General features: G+C 72.9%; 12 protein-coding genes. 6 read left to right on the top strand and 6 right to left on the bottom strand.

Annotated elements, in window-relative coordinates; translation table 11 throughout:
* Positions 1-48 precede the first annotated feature (48 nt).
* Together Q0817_RS04835 and Q0817_RS04840 are read left to right on the top strand one after the other, a co-directional pair.
* Positions 49-1,173 carry an excalibur calcium-binding domain-containing protein gene (locus Q0817_RS04835; protein WP_298585021.1) on the top strand — a complete coding sequence of 375 codons (1,125 nt, stop codon included), beginning with the start codon at positions 49-51 and terminating at the stop codon, positions 1,171-1,173.
* 26 nt (positions 1,174-1,199) lie between these two features.
* Positions 1,200-1,466: a TM2 domain-containing protein gene (locus Q0817_RS04840; RefSeq protein ID WP_298585023.1), complete on the top strand. Its 267-nt coding sequence runs from the start codon at positions 1,200-1,202 to the stop codon at positions 1,464-1,466.
* Between the two features lie 16 nt (positions 1,467-1,482).
* Here Q0817_RS04840 and Q0817_RS04845 read toward each other — a convergent pair whose 3' ends face one another.
* Positions 1,483-1,695 carry a hypothetical protein gene (locus Q0817_RS04845; protein ID WP_298585025.1) on the bottom strand — a complete coding sequence of 71 codons (213 nt, stop codon included), beginning with the start codon at positions 1,693-1,695 and terminating at the stop codon, positions 1,483-1,485.
* Positions 1,696-1,873: 178 nt separating this feature from the next.
* Between Q0817_RS04845 and Q0817_RS04850 the strand changes: the two genes are divergently transcribed.
* Positions 1,874-2,623, top strand: coding sequence for a hypothetical protein (locus tag Q0817_RS04850; protein ID WP_298585026.1), 750 nt, complete (start codon positions 1,874-1,876; stop codon positions 2,621-2,623).
* Between the two features lie 52 nt (positions 2,624-2,675).
* On the opposite strand, the gene Q0817_RS04855 is transcribed toward Q0817_RS04850, so the two are convergent.
* The 3 genes from Q0817_RS04855 to Q0817_RS04865 form a co-directional block, all read right to left on the bottom strand.
* Complete coding sequence (locus tag Q0817_RS04855; protein WP_298585027.1) at positions 2,676-4,139, bottom strand: YdiU family protein; 1,464 nt, start codon at positions 4,137-4,139, stop codon at positions 2,676-2,678.
* 196 nt (positions 4,140-4,335) lie between these two features.
* Positions 4,336-4,950: a bifunctional 2-polyprenyl-6-hydroxyphenol methylase/3-demethylubiquinol 3-O-methyltransferase UbiG gene (locus tag Q0817_RS04860; RefSeq protein ID WP_298585028.1), complete on the bottom strand. Its 615-nt coding sequence runs from the start codon at positions 4,948-4,950 to the stop codon at positions 4,336-4,338.
* Positions 4,951-5,012: 62 nt separating this feature from the next.
* Complete coding sequence (locus Q0817_RS04865; protein WP_298585029.1) at positions 5,013-6,188, bottom strand: CdaR family transcriptional regulator; 1,176 nt, start codon at positions 6,186-6,188, stop codon at positions 5,013-5,015.
* 383 nt (positions 6,189-6,571) lie between these two features.
* Here Q0817_RS04865 and Q0817_RS04870 point away from each other — a divergent pair, with 383 nt between their 5' ends.
* Together Q0817_RS04870 and Q0817_RS04875 are read left to right on the top strand one after the other, a co-directional pair.
* The gene (locus Q0817_RS04870) at positions 6,572-7,777 is read left to right on the top strand and encodes an FAD-dependent monooxygenase (protein WP_298585030.1); all 1,206 of its coding nucleotides are present in this window, start codon (positions 6,572-6,574) and stop codon (positions 7,775-7,777) included.
* Positions 7,778-7,961: 184 nt separating this feature from the next.
* Positions 7,962-9,461 carry an FAD-dependent monooxygenase gene (locus Q0817_RS04875; RefSeq protein WP_298585031.1) on the top strand — a complete coding sequence of 500 codons (1,500 nt, stop codon included), beginning with the start codon at positions 7,962-7,964 and terminating at the stop codon, positions 9,459-9,461.
* Here the strand turns inward: Q0817_RS04875 and katG are convergent.
* Positions 9,430-11,637 carry a catalase/peroxidase HPI gene (gene katG / locus Q0817_RS04880; protein WP_298585032.1) on the bottom strand — a complete coding sequence of 736 codons (2,208 nt, stop codon included), beginning with the start codon at positions 11,635-11,637 and terminating at the stop codon, positions 9,430-9,432. The two genes, Q0817_RS04875 and katG, sit on opposite strands and share 32 nt — an antisense overlap.
* Positions 11,638-12,301: 664 nt before the next feature.
* On the bottom strand, positions 12,302-13,228 hold the full coding sequence (locus Q0817_RS04885) for a M12 family metallopeptidase (RefSeq protein ID WP_298585033.1): 927 nt from the start codon (positions 13,226-13,228) through the stop codon (positions 12,302-12,304).
* Positions 13,229-13,743: 515 nt separating this feature from the next.
* Between Q0817_RS04885 and Q0817_RS04890 the strand changes: the two genes are divergently transcribed.
* Complete coding sequence (locus Q0817_RS04890) at positions 13,744-14,724, top strand: patatin-like phospholipase family protein (RefSeq protein WP_298585034.1); 981 nt, start codon at positions 13,744-13,746, stop codon at positions 14,722-14,724.
* The last annotated feature ends 41 nt before the right edge of the window (positions 14,725-14,765 follow it).

Here is a 14,765-nt window from a genome sequence, read left to right on the forward strand (position 1 = left end):
GACGCGCTCCCTCCCCCTGGCGCACCCCCTCATTCCCCCAGGAGCACCATGAGCAACACCCCCTCGTCCTCCCCTGCCCCGGGAACGGATCTGGCGTCCCGCCGCGGTTTCGCCGTGGGCAAGTGGATCGTGGCCGTGCCGCTGCACCTCACCCTGGCCATCGGCTTGGTCGTCGGCTGCGCGTCCAGCACCGCCTCCACCGACCCGGTCGCCGACCCCGGGCCCGTGCCGGGAACGGTGACGACGGTGCCCGCCGCCCCGTCCCCGAGCGCCACGCCCAGCACCGGTCCCTCGCCCACGGCCTCGAGGACCCCGGGTTCGGTCACCACGGTCTCCCCGGAGCCCGCCCCGGAGCCGGCGGAGACCCCCGTCCGCGCCGTCACCCCGCCCTCGGGGGCGTTCCTGGCCCTGGAGGACCTGGCGGTCGCCGCCGCCGGGACGATGTCCGACTACGACCGTGACGCCCTGTTCGGCGGATGGATCGACGCCGACGGAGACTGCGAGGACTCCCGCAACGAGGTCCTGGCCCGCGACCTGACCGGCATCACCTCCGCCGACGGGTGCAGGGTCGACACCGGCACCCTCGCCGATCCCTACACCGGGGCGAGCATCGACTTCGTGCGCGGGGTCGCGACCTCGAGCGACGTCCAGGTGGACCACGTCGTCTCGCTCGGCAACGCCTGGGTCACCGGGGCGCGCCGGCTCTCCCAGGCCGACCGCGTGGCCCTCGCCAACGACCCGCAGAACCTGCTGGCGGTCGACGGCCCGGCCAACGGGTCGAAGTCCGACCAGGACGCCTCCGAGTGGCTGCCTCCCAACCGGGCCTTCGCCTGCGACATGGTGGCCGTCCAGATCGCGGTGAAGTCCCGCTACGGCCTGTGGGTCACGGCCCCGGAGAAGGACGCCATGGCCGAGGTGCTCTCCGGCTGCCCCGACCAGCAGCTGCCCGGCGGCAGCCCGTTCGGCGACATCCCCGAGGGCGCCGGGAGCGCTCCGGAACCCGCCCCGGCCCCCGCCGAGGTCCAGGAGGCTCCGGCCGCTCCGGCTCCCGCCGACGTGCACTACGCCAACTGCACGGCCGCCCGGGAGGCCGGCGCCGCCCCGCTGCACCGCGGGGACCCCGGCTACCGGGACGCCATGGACCGTGACGGCGACGGCGTCGCGTGCGAATAGGACGACAGGAGAGCGAGGACCGGACGATGCACGACACCCGCTGCGTCCCCGCCCCCACGGCAGCCACCGCCCCGGGACGGGCACCCCGCCCGCAGCGGTCCCCGAAGAGTCCGACGACGGCGTGGCTGCTCTGGATCTTCCTCGGGGTCTTCGGCGCGCACCGCTGCTACCTCGGCGACTGGAGGACGGCGGTGCCGATGACCCTCACCCTGGGGCTGCTCGGCGTCTGGTCCCTCGCCGACGGCGTCGTCCTGGGCCGCCGGCTGGACCGGAGCACCACCGGCCGGCGCTGAGGTCGTCCCGCCGGGCTCAGCCCTGCCAGGCGGTCCGCCCGCCGGCGCCGCGGGCGAACTCCGCCGCGCGGCGGTGCGGCAGCGCGTCCCACAGGGAGCCGGCGGCCATGCCCACGAACCACAGGCAGGGGAACCACCACCGGCCGCCGCCCAGGTGCAGATAGCACGCCGCGACGAGGACGAGGGTCAGCGCGATGTTGAGGAACATCAGCGTCATCTGGTGCGGCACAGCGGCCCCCTTCACTGGTCGACGGCATGCCCTCCGCATCGTGGCACGGCGCGCCTGGCCCCGTCTGACCCCTCTTGGGTGGGCAACTCCCGGCCGGACCACCGGGTGGGCAACCCGGGTTCGCCGTGCGCGCCGCTTACAGTGGGAACCCCGCCCCCCAGCGAAGCAGAGGCACCCCATGAGCACGAAGGCCGTCGTCACCAGTCTGTTCCTCGCATCCGGCCTCGCCCTGGCCGGCTGCGCCGGAGATCCCCAGGCCCCGGAGAACATCCCCGTCGCCCAGACCTCGCCCTCCCCGTCGGACACCGTTCGGGGGACAACACCGGAGCCGACCACCGAGCCGACCACCGAGCCGTCCCCCGAGCCGACCTCCGAGCCGACGCCGGAACCGGCTCCCGAGCCGGACGAGGACTCCGAGCCGCAGCCCGAGGACGCTCCCCCGGCGGCCGGGGAACCCGTTCCCGCCGATCCGTGGGCCGCGTTCGCCGCCACCCCCGAGGGACAGCCGTACACCGGGACCGTGACCAGGATCGAGCAGCGGGCCGCCCAGGGCGGCGGATTCACGCACCGGCTCACCGCGGACGTGAACGACCGCTCCGTCGCCGTCGAGATCTGCGGTGCCTACCAGTCCGCGATGGGCACCGGCCAGGACCGGATCGACGTCGTCGACACCGTCGGCCAGCTCCTGGCCTTCGCCGCGGGCGGGCCCGGGAGCTGCCAGGTGCAGGTGAACACGGACGTGGGGGCGGTGCCCTTCCCGGAGAAGTTCACCTACGACGAGGCGCTGGCCGCGTGGCGCAGCGGGGTGCCCTACTACGACGCCTTCTGCATCAACTACGACCCGGTGACGGAGGCCGGTGTCGCGCAGTGCACGGGCATCGAGAACGGCACCGTGGACAGCGTGACCGGGGAGTACATCGGGGGGTGACCAGCGCCCGTCCCGTGCTCCCGACCGCCTCGGCTCCGCGGGGACCGGTGCCTCAGGTGCCGCAGTAGGTCGTGTAGGCGCCGAAGTCCTCCGGGGGCCCGGCGGCGTAGCGCTCCAGGCCGGGGCGCTCGTCGTAGGGGGCGGTCACCGCCTCCAGGAGCCGTCCCAGGGGGTCGAGGTCGCCCTCGACGGCGGCGTCGAGCGCCTCCTCGACGAGGTGGTTGCGAGGGATGTACACGGGGTTGGCGCGCTCCATCACCTCGGGGTCAGGGCCCGCGGCGTGCCAGCGCTCGGCCCAGGCGTCGAACGCGGGCACGTCCAAGAGCAGGTCGCGCGCGGCGGGCGCGCCGGCGCGGGCGGTCCTGCCCAGGGCACGGAAGAAGGCGGTCCAGTCGACACGGTCCTGCTGGAGCAGCACGAGCACGTCGTCGACCAGGAACGAGGCGACCTCGTCGTCGAGGTCCTCGGGCAGACCGAGCTTGGCCCGCATCCCCGCGGACCAGGCCGCGCTGTACTGCCGGGGGAATGCCGCGAGGGCCTCCTCTGACAGGGACACCGCCCGGTCCTGGTCCTCGTGGAGCAGCGGCAGCAGGGCCTCGGCGAGCCGGGCGAGGTTCCACTGCGCGGCGACCGGCTGGTTGCGGTAGGCGTAGCGCCCGCCGTGGTCGATCGAGCTGTAGACCGCGGCCGGGTCGAAGGCGTCCAGGAACGCGCACGGCCCGTAGTCGATGGTCTCCCCCGAGATGGTCGTGTTGTCGGTGTTCATCACCCCGTGCACGAACCCCAGGAGCATCCACCGCGCCACCAGTGACGCCTGGGCGGCGACCACCGCCTCGAACAGCGCGAGATACGGGTGCTCGGCACCGGCCGCGTCGGGGTGGTGGCGGTCGATGGCGTGGTCGGCGAGCCGGCGCAGGAGGCCGGCGTCGCCCGTGGCGCGGGCGTACTGGAAGCTGCCCACGCGCAGATGGCTGCTCGCCACCCGGGCGAGCACGGCACCCGGCAGCAGGGTCTCGCGCCGCACCTGCCGCCCCGTGGCCACCACGGCGAGCGAGCGGGTCGTGGGCACGCCCAGGGCGTGCATCGCCTCGCTCACCACGTACTCGCGCAGCATCGGCCCGACCGCCGCGAGACCGTCGCCCCCGCGCGCGAAGGGTGTCCGCCCGGAGCCTTTGAGGTGCAGGTCGCGGCGTCGGCCGCCGGCGTCCACGACCTCGCCCAGCAGCAGGGCGCGCCCGTCGCCGAGGCGCGGGGAGAACGAGCCGAACTGGTGCCCCGAGTAGGCCTGCGCGACCGGCGTCGCGCCGCTGGGCACGAGGTTGCCGACCAGCAGGCGCGCGCCCTCCGCGCTCCGCAGCCACTCGGGGTCCAGCCCCAGCTCGGCCGCCAGGGGCTCGTTGAGGACCAGCAGCCGGGGGTCGGCGACGTCGTCGGCCTGCCACGGCACGGCCAGCTCCCCCAGCTCCTGAGCGAAGCGGCTCTCGAGGACGACGGTGGACGCGGGTACGGTGCTCACACCGTCCACGCTACCCGGAGGATCCGGCGCCGCCGAGGGCCGGCGGGAGCAGAGCCATGTCGCGAGGTCAGGGCCGCACCGCAGGGCCAGGACCGCAGGGCCAGGACCGTGCCGCGACGCCACTGCCGCGCCCGCAGGACCAGGACCGCCCCGCGAGCTCACTGCCGCGCCGCGAGGTCACTGCCGCGCCGCGGGATCAGGACCGGGTGGCGGTCCGCAGCACGGCCACCAGGAAGTCGTCGCCCTCCCGGAACGGGCGCAGGTCCCAGGTCGACAGCAGCAGGTCGGGCACGAGTCCGGCCTGCTCCGCGTCCCGCAGGAACTCCGGGAACGGATAGCCGCGTCCCGCGCCGAAGCCCACGGCCGCCCGCCCGTCGGCGGTCAGGTGCCGGCGGAACCGGCGCAGCACCTCGGCGCGCGTGCTGGGGGCCAGGAAGGCCATCACGTTGCCGGCGCAGACCACGGCGTCGAAGGGTTCCGGGACGCCCCGGGCGGGCAGGTCCAGCTCCGCGAGGTCCCCCACGAGCCACCGAGGACCGGGGTGGTCCTGCTGCGCGGCGGCGACCAGGGCGGGGTCGACGTCCACCCCGACGACGGTGTGCCCGCTGCGGTGCAGATGTCCACCCAGCCGGCCGGGTCCGCACCCGGCGTCGAGGATCCGCGACCCGGGCGGGACCATGGCCTCGAGCAGCCGGGCCTCCCCCACGATGTCCTCACCGGCGGCCGCCATGGCCCGGAACCGCTCGACGTACCACGACGAGTGCCCGGGATCCGCCCGCACTTTCTGCATCCACATGCTCTGCTCGACCACCCCGTCAGGGTACCGTCCGGCCGGGTGACGCCCGGCACCGTCGCCGGACGGGCGGGGGCGCCTCACGGTCCAGGTGGCCGCAGTCGCGCGAGCCGGGCGACGCGGAGCCCGACGTGGAGCTCGCTGCGGGTGCGCCCGTCGTCGAGCTCTAGGTCGAGGCGCTCCTTGAGCCGGTCGAGCCGGTAGTAGAACGTCGAGCGGTGGATGTGCAGCGCGGCCGCGGTCCGCTGCGCGTCGCCCCCGCAGTCGAGGTAGGTCTCCAGCGTCCGCAGGAGCTCCGGGGCCAGACCCGCGGCCAGGACGCGGCGCACCTGCAGCGGCAGGTCCTCGGCCGTCATCGACTCGAGCGGCAGCATCGCCAGCAGCCCATCCAGTCCGGCGTCGTCCCAGGTGCTGACGGGCCCGTGGGCGAGGGGGTCCAGCCACAGGGTGCGCCACGTGCGGCGCGCGAGCCGGAACGAGCGGTGCACGTCGAGCAGGCTGCCGACCACGGGCCCGATGCCGGCGCGCACCGTGTCGACGTCCGGCCGGGCGAGGATGCGCGCCAGGCGCGGGACGACCACGGGCCGGGGGAAGACGAGGACACCGGTGCCGTCGTCGAAGGTCGAGCCCACCACGGACGCGGTCGAGCTCCTGGCCACGAAGTCCAGGGTCCGGTGCACGGCCAGCACGGTCCGGCCCGCCTCGTCCGGCGCGGCCGCCAGCGGGTCCGCGCCGAGGACCACGGCGCAGTACTGCCGCGACGAGCCCAGCAGGCCCTCCCCCACCAGGGCCTCGGCGGCTCCCGGCCGGCGCCCCGGGTCGCCGGCGACGAGGGCCGTGAGCAGGGTCCGTGCCCGGTCCCGGTCCCGCGCCGCGTAGAGCGTCCGCAGGGACAGCAGGACGCCGAGGACCGGCGCCTCGTCGAGCAGCACCCGGACCTCGTCGGCGGACGGGGACCGAGGACCGTCCAGGACGGTGAGCAGGTGCCCGACACGGTGGCGGTGGTCGTGCAGCGAGATGACCAGGCACCGCCCCAGCTCCGGGACGTCCTCGACGGAGAAGCCCTCGGGGCCGGCGGTGGGGACGTCCCACGAGTCGCTGTGCGCGAGCGCGGCGGAGAGCCGGCGCCGATCGTCGTCGGACTCGTGGATCGACCAGGCGACGACGTGCATGGCGGAGTCCAGGACGATCAGCCGGCGGGCGGCTCGTTCGGAGAGGTCCTGGAGCGAGTCGTCCAGGTCGGGGGTCCGGTCCACGGGTGGTCGATGGCTCCTCGGGTTCACCGGGCTGCGGCTCAGCACCGGTCGGGCGGTCGGGCACCATGGGGGCGCCGAACAGCGGTCCGACACACTGTCCGACGGACCGGGAGAATCTTCCCACAGCCGTCCGAAGAGGGTGACGCCGCCCACTGGCTACGGTCGGAGCACGGGACGCCGAGCACGGGACACCGAGCACGAGACGCCGAGCACGGGCCTCGGGGCACAGGCTCCGGGGCACGGACTGCGGCGCACACGCTGCGGCGCACAAGATCCGGGGCTCAAGCTCCGGGGCACGGGCTGCGGGGCACAGGCTGCGGGGCACAGGCTTCAGGGCACGAGCTTTGGCGCACGAGCTGCAGAGCACGAGGAGAGGACCACGAATGACGACCACCGGGAGGCGCATCGCCGTCGTCGGCGCGGGCATCGGCGGGCTGACGCTGGCCATCGAGCTGCGGCGCCGCGGCCTCGACGTCGAGGTGTACGAGGCGGCCGAGGAGCTGCGCGAGGTGGGGGCCGCCGTGGCGCTGTCCGCCAACGCGACCCGCTTCTTCCTCGAACGGTTCGGGCTCGAGGAGCGGCTGAGCGCCCGGTGGGCGGAGGTCGAGGCGCTGGTCTTCCGCGACGGACGGGACGGACGACTGATCGGCCGGCACGGCACGGGCTACCGTGAGCGCTTCGGCGCCCCGTACGTGGGGATCCACCGCGCCGATCTGCAGCAGATCCTCTCCGGGGCCCTCGGAACGGACGGCCTGCACCTGCGCAAGCGGCTGGTCGACGTCGACGACGACGGCGCGGCCGCGGTGCTGCGCTTCGAGGACGGCAGCACGGCCGAGGCCGATCTGGTCATCGGCGCGGACGGCGCCCGCTCCACCACCCGCAGGCTGCTGCTGGGCTACGACGACGCGCTGTACTCCGGGACCAGCGCCTCCCGCGGCATCGTCCCACCCGAGGCACTGTCCGAGCTGCCCGATCCCGGGGCCATCCAGTTCTGGATGGGACCCGGCGCACACCTCCTCCACTATCCGATCGGCGGCGGCGACCAGAACTTCTTCCTCGTGGAGCGCGCCCCCTCCCCCTGGCCGCACCGGCGCTGGGTCGTGCCGGTCGAGGAGGGGTCCCACCTCGACCGGTTCCGCGACTGGCACCCGGCGGTCCGCCAGATGGTCTCGGCGGTGCCCGTGACGGAGCGCTGGGCGCTGTTCCACCGCCCGCCCCTGTCCCGGTGGTCCCGCGGCCGCGTGACGCTGCTGGGCGACGCCGCCCACGCGCTCGTGCCGCACCACGGGCAGGGCGCCAACCAGTCGATCGAGGACGCGATCGTGCTCGCCGACCAGCTCGCCGGGAGCACCGACTGGGACGCGGCGCGCGAGCAGTACGAGCGGCTGCGCCGCGGGCGGACCCGCAAGGTGCAGTACGCCTCGATCACCACCGCCGACGTGCTGCACCTGCCCGACGGCGAGCGCGCCGACGAGCGCAACGCCCGGCTGGGCCACCCCGGCACCGTGGACCGGCACCTGGCGTGGATCCACGGCTTCCGCGCCGACGTCGACGTGCCCGACGAGTCCGGCGGGGGCACCTGGCTCTGAGCCGATCGACGCCGGGGCCGCTCGAGCCGCAGCGGGGGCCGGTGCCGTCTCCGCCGGGGTCGTGGTCGTGCGTGGCTCCTCGTCACTCTCAACGTACAGCGGCGGCAGGGGCTTGTGGCAAGACCCCCCGCGCGGCGCAGAATGCTCGGGCCGGGACCTGGATCTGCGGACGGAGGAGCAGCACATGGACGAGCACGCGGTGGTGGTCGTCGGTGGAGGACCGACAGGACTGATGCTGGCGGGCGAGCTGGCGCTGGCGGGGGTCGACGTCGTCGTCCTCGAGCGGCGGGCCGGCCAGGACCTCGTCGGCTCGCGCGCCGGCGGGCTGCACTCGCGGACCATCGAGGTCCTCGACCAGCGCGGCATCGCCGACCGGTTTCTCGCGGAGGGCACCACCGCCCAGGTCGCCGGGTTCGGCGGTGTCCCCCTGGACATCAGCGACTTCCCCACCCGCCATCCCTACGGTCTCGCGCTGTGGCAGAACCACATCGAGCGGCTCCTGGCCGGCTGGGTCCGCGAGCTGGGCGTGCCGGTCCGCTACGGGCACGAGGTGACGGGCACCAGGCAGGACGGCACCGGCGTCGACATCGAACTCTCGGACGGCCAGCGGCTGCGGACCCGCTACCTCGTGGGCTGCGACGGAGGCCGGAGCCGGATCCGCAGGGCGGCGGGGATCGACTTCCCCGGGTGGGACCCGACGACCAGCAGCCTGCTCGCCGAGGTCCAGCTCGCCGAGGAGCCGGAGTGGGGCATCCACCAGGACAGGATCGGCAAGCACGCCTTCCGCCGGCCCGAGGACGGAGGGCCGGCGGGGGTGATGGTGACCGAGCACCACGTCGGACCCGGCCGCGAGCCCACCCTGCGCGATCTCCGCGAGGCGCTGACCGCGGTGTACGGCACGGACTACGGGGTGCACAGTCCCCGGTGGATCTCGCGCTTCACGGACACGACCCGGCAGGCGGCGTCCTACCGGGAGGGTCGGGTCCTGCTGGCCGGCGACGCCGCGCACGTGCACGCCCCGGACGGCGGCCAGGGCCTCAACACCGGGGTGCAGGACGCGGTGAACCTGGGCTGGAAGCTGGCCCGGGTCGTCGCGGGGACCTCGCCGGAGAGCCTCCTGGACAGCTACCACGCCGAGCGCCATCCGGTGGCCGCCCGCGTGCTGCGCCTCACGATGGCCCAGGTCGCCCTTCGCCGCCCGGACGACCGCATCCAGGCCGTGGGCGAGACGATCGCCGAGCTGCTGCGCATGGACGAGCCACGACGGCGCTACGCCGCGACGATGTCCGGTCTGGACATCCACTACGACCTCGGCGCGGGGCATCCCCTGCTCGGACGGCGCATGCCCGATCTCGACCTGCGCACGGCCGATGGCCCGGCCCGGGTGTTCGCCCTCCTGCGCGAGGCCCGGCCGGTGCTGCTCGAGCTCGGAGAACCGGGCGGCGCCGACCTCGGGCCCTGGACGGACCACGTCCAGCTGGTCACCGCCGAGCACGCCGGCGCCTGGGAGCTGCCGGCGATCGGCACCGTCCCCGCGCCCACGGCGGTCCTGATCCGGCCGGACGGGCATGTGGCCTGGGTGGGCGAGGAGAACCGCGCAGGGCTCGAGGACGCGCTCATCAGGTGGTTCGGCCCTCTCCCCGGGGCCCGTGTCAGCGGAGGTCGAACCGGTCGAGCTCCATGACCTTGACCCACGCGGCGACGAAGTCGCGCACGAACTTCTCCCGGGCGTCGTCGCCGGCGTAGACCTCGGAGATGGCCCGCAGCTGGGAGTGCGAGCCGAAGACCAGGTCGGCCGCGGTGGCCGTCCACCTGACCTCGTCCGTGGCGAGATCGCGGATCTCGAACACGTCCTCCGACGCATCGGACGTCCGCCACTCCGTACCGGCCGCGAGGAGGTTGACGAAGAAGTCGTTGGTCAGCGCCTCCTCGCGGTCGGTGAGGACACCGTGCTCCGACTGCCCGTGGTTCGTGCCCAGGCTCCGCATGCCGCCCACCAGGACCGTCATCTCCGGGGCCGTGAGGTTCAGCATGTAGGCGCGGTCGAGGAGCAGCGTCTCGGGCGAGAGCCGCACGTCGGACTTCACGAAGTTCCGGAAACCGTCGGCCTGCGGCTCGAGCACGGCGAAGGACTCGACGTCGGTCTGCTCCTGCGTGGCGTCCGTGCGCCCGGGCCGGAACGGGACCTGGACCGGGTGCCCCGCGTTCCGGGCCCCCTGTTCGACGGCGGCGCAGCCGCCGAGGACGATCAGGTCGGCCAGCGAGACCTGGGTGCCGTCCGACCGGTCGCCGTTGAAGTCCTGCTGGACCTGCTCGAGGACGCGCAGCACCTCGGACAGCCGCTCCGGCTCGTTGACCTCCCAGCCGCGCTGCGGCTCGAGGCGGATGCGGGCGCCGTTGGCCCCGCCCCGGTTGTCGGTGCCCCGGAAGCTGGCCGCGGAGGCCCACGCGGTGGAGGCCAGCTGCGACACGGTCAGCCCGGAGCCGAGGAGGGTCTCCTTCAGGGCGGCGACGTCGTCGTCCCCGATCAGCTCGTGGTCGACGGCCGGGACGGGGTCCTGCCACAGCTGGGGCTCGGGGACCCACGGTCCCAGGTAGCGCGTGACCGGGCCCATGTCGCGGTGCAGCAGTTTGTACCACGCCTTGGCGAACGCCTCGGCGAACTCGTCCGGGTGCTCGTGGAACCGCCGCGAGATCTTCTCGTACTCCGGGTCGGCCCGGAGCGCGAGATCGGTCGTCAGCATCGTCGGCCGGTGCTTCCGCTCCGGGTCGAAGGCGTCCGGGACGGTCTCGTCGGCGTCCTTGGCGACCCACTGGTGCGCTCCGGCGGGGCTCTCGGTCAGCTCCCACTCGTGGCCGAACAGGTTGCCGAAGAAGCCGTTGCCCCACTGGGTCGGCGTGCTGGTCCAGGTCACCTCCAGCCCGCTGGTGATCGCGTCCGGGCCCTTGCCGGTGCCGTAGCTGCTCCTCCACCCCAGGCCCTGGCCCGTGACCGGGCAGGCCTCGGGCTCGGGACCCACGTGATCGGCCGGCCCGGCACCGTGGGTCTTGCCGAAGGAGTGCCCGCCGGCGATCAGCGCGACCGTCTCCTCGTCGTTCATCGCCATGCGTCCGAAGGTCTCGCGGATGTCCTGGGCGGACGCGAGCGGGTCGGGATTGCCGTTGGGCCCCTCGGGATTGACGTAGATCAGTCCCATCTGCACCGCGGCCAGCGGGCCCGTGAGCTCGCGGTCGCCGGCGTAGCGCTCGTCGCCGAGCCAGGTGTCCTCCGGGCCCCAGAACATCTCCTCGGGCTCCCAGACGTCCTCGCGTCCGAAGCCGAAGCCGAACGTCTTGAACCCCATCGACTCGAGCGCGACGTTGCCCGCGAGCACCAGCAGGTCGGCCCACGAGATCTTCCGGCCGTACTTCTGCTTGACCGGCCACAGCAGGCGCCGGGCCTTGTCCAGGTTGGCGTTGTCCGGCCAGCTGTTGAGCGGGGCGAACCGCTGGGCGCCCTCCCCGGCGCCCCCGCGTCCGTCCGCAGTCCGATAGGTTCCGGCTGAGTGCCAGCTCATCCGGATGAACAGCCCTCCGTAGTGCCCGAAGTCGGCCGGCCACCAGTCCTGCGAGGTCGTCATGAGCTCGGCGAGGTCGCGCTTGAGCTCGTCGACGTCGAGCGTCGCGAACTCCCTCGCGTAGTCGAAGTCGGGGCCCAGCGGGTCGGTCGTGGTCGAGTGCTTCCGCAGCACGCCCAGGTCCAGCTGATTGGGCCACCAGTCCTGGACCGTTCGCGGCTGACCGGTCTTGGGGGTGGGGGCCTCGATCGCCGGGTTCTCGCTCTCGCTGCCGTGCACAGGGGCTTCAGGCGTCTGGGACATGGGTCTTCCTTCCAGGATGGCGGTGCAGGTCCGGGGCCGGTCGTCCAGCAGAGGCGTCGGCCTCGGCGGAGAGCCCGGAATCGTCGACGAGCACGACGTGGTCGCCGGATGCCGTCGGACGCGACAGCGCGCCGGCCGGCCTCCGGAGGGCCTCGTGGGCGTTCCGGGGCGGCAGGGCGGGGAGCGCACGACGGGCGCCGCGGCTGACACGACGACCCACGGTGCCGATGGTCGGGGCCGTGGCGGCGTGCGGGTGCGTGTTCACGGCGTTCGGAAGCGCCGGCGGAGTCGGATCGACCCGCTGGGCGGTGCTCCCAGGGAGCTGCTGGGAATCCAGCTGTGCGTCCACCCCTCACAGTGTTGTGGCCGGTCCGGGGGCCGTCAAGGATCCCCGGGCCGCTCGTCGCGGACCTTGCGTTCCGGGGCGGTCCGGGCTCGCCGGCACCGTTCGCGAGAAGACTCCCGCAACGCACCTGTCCGAGCCCGCACCGTGGTGGATCGAGCGACCCGCCGATCGAGGTGCTGTCCCCGTCCTGCTGCCGGCGGTCGGTGAGGTGCGCGGTGGTGAACCGCCACGGCGAATCGCGCCAACGAGCGGGAGTCAGCCGCTTCGGGGCTGCTGGCCACGGGCCGAGGCGCAGGGGCCCGACCGGAGCACCCCGGGCTACCAGCACATGATGGCGGTGTCCCCGGACCGGCCCGCCCAAGCGAGCCTGACGCGGACGACGTACCGCCTCCCCCGGAAGAGCTTGGCCGACAGGCTGGAGTTGCGGTCCTCCCCGCTGTCGTCGTCGCCGGCGAGGAAGCGCAGTTCTCCGTCGACCTCTTCGAAGAGCACCAAAGTGGTGTCGGCCGCCCCGAAGGTGGCGACCTGGTACTTCCGGGACGCGTCGGGGGTGATCGCGAAGTCCGCCTGCTGCCCCGGGGCCAGGGTCAGGGGTGTGGACCGGAAGGGTTCGAGGGCCGGGAGCGCGTCCGGCAGGACCGGATAGAACTTCCGCACCCACTCCTGGTCCTTGGCCGACAGGCCGCCCGGTGGGCTGATCCCCGGCTGGTACCGGGCGGGCTCCTTGATGAGTCCCTCGGGGAAGGAGTACTGCATGACCGAGTCGGGATCCCAGGTCGAGCCCTCCACCTCGTCATCTCCCAGTTTGCGGAGGACGTTGTGATGCGTCGTCTCCGGAGGCCAGTGGTTCGGCGCCCCGGCGAAGAACTCGTAGACCCTGGTCTCGTCCCACACGATTCCGGCGAACGGGTTCTGGTGCTCGTGGGGCAGACCCATCGTGTGGCCGATCTCGTGCAACGCCGTCGTGCGTCCGTACTCGTCGGTCAGGTCCCAGCCGAAGTTCATCGTCGCGTTCTGGGTGCCGATGGTCAGGACGTCCCTGCCCACGTACGACCACGACCCGTCGGCCTGGTCGAAGGAGATCCTGACCTCCGCCTCCCCCGGCTCGTCCACCTCCCGGAACTCGAGGCCGATCCCCAGGTCCTTCCACTCCTGGAAGGCGCTCCGCACAGCCTGGCACTGGGGCTCGGGGCCGTCCCGGAACGCGTAGTGGAGCACGGTGCCATTGACCCATTTCTGAGCCATCAGCCATACGAGTCGCTGCCTGACGTTCACCAGCCCCTCCGGGAGGGGACGCACGATGCGTGGCTTGACAGCGCAGTAGGGACGGACGGAGGAATCGGACATTCTCGGCTCCTGACAAACACCTGTCATGTGATCCCGAGTCCCGCGCTGCCCGTGCGGGACTGCAGGAGGACCCCAGCAGTCCTTCTTCGTGGCGTGCGGTGAACACCGCCGGAGTGATATTCATCGACATAACCACGGGCGAGTCGCACTGCCAAGAAAGGGGTCCTGCCCGTGGCACGGCTGTGACCATGTGACGCCCAGATGAAGAGTTTCTGCGCCCGTGTTCCTGCCCACGTCAGACCGGCTTTTGGTGTGCTGACGGAAATACCGGGGAAAGTGCTGTCTTTACAGGTGTTTCTTGTGCCATCGCCTTCCCGTCACACCAGAACCGACACCGGACAACCATTCCGTGTCCGCGGATCATTTGCTGTACTGGTCTCAGCAATCCGACATGCCTGAGGGGCGTGGGCAGCATGGAACAGTTCGCCGACCTGGTGCTGGAGGGCGGGGGCGTCAAGGGCATCGCCCTGGTCGGGGCCATCGAGGTCCTCGAGGAGCGCGGCTACCGCTTCAAACGGGTGGCCGGCACCTCCGCCGGAGCCATCGTCGGAGCCCTGGTCGCCGCCGGCGCCCCGGCGACGAAGCTGGTGGACATCATCGGCTCCGTCCAGTACCCGGACTTCCGCGACGGCTCCCGGCTGACCCGATACACCGCGGGCAAAGCCGCCGGGATCCTGGCCCGCAACGGCATCTACCTCGGCGAACACCTTCGCTCCTGGCTGCAGTCCCAGCTCGACGAGTACGGGGTGCGGACCTTCGCCGACCTGCCCTACACCGACGACGAACGGCCCCCCGCCCCGGAGCGGGCCTTCCGTCTGGTGGTCACCGCCTCGGACATCAGCAGGGGTCGGCTGCGCTACCTGCCCTGGGACTACGACGACTTCGGCCGCGATCGGGGCGCTCAGCACGTGGTCGAGGCGGTCCGGGCCTCGATGTCCATCCCCTTCTTCTACCGTCCCGTCCGCTGGGACACCGCGGACGGCCGGAAGGCGTGGCTGGTCGACGGCGGGATGCTCTCGAACTATCCCATCAGCGTCTTCGACGCCCCGTCCGGAACCGCCCCGCGCTGGCCCACCCTGGGCATCAAGCTCTCCGCGCACCCGGACGCGGTCCAGGGCACCAAGTACCCGATCAAGGGCCCGGTGAGCATGAGCCGGGCCATGCTCAAGACCATGACCGGGTTCTACGACCAGATGCACATCGAGTCCCCCGACGCCCAGGCCCGCACCGTCTTCGTCGACACCGGCGCCATCCGCGCCACCGACTTCAACCTCACCGACGACGACCGGGACTTCCTCTATCAGAACGGACGCAAGGCCGCCGAGAAGTTCCTCGACGGCTCGGCCCACCGCCCACCATGGGACTTCAGCGCCTACATCGCCGAACACCGCTGATGCATCCTCAGCTCCGCCGACCCCGCCGAGCTCGCGGGCCG

It is taken from the genome of uncultured Kocuria sp. (assembly GCF_947500125.1).
In the GTDB taxonomy this organism is placed as follows: Bacteria; Actinomycetota; Actinomycetes; order Actinomycetales; family Micrococcaceae; genus Kocuria.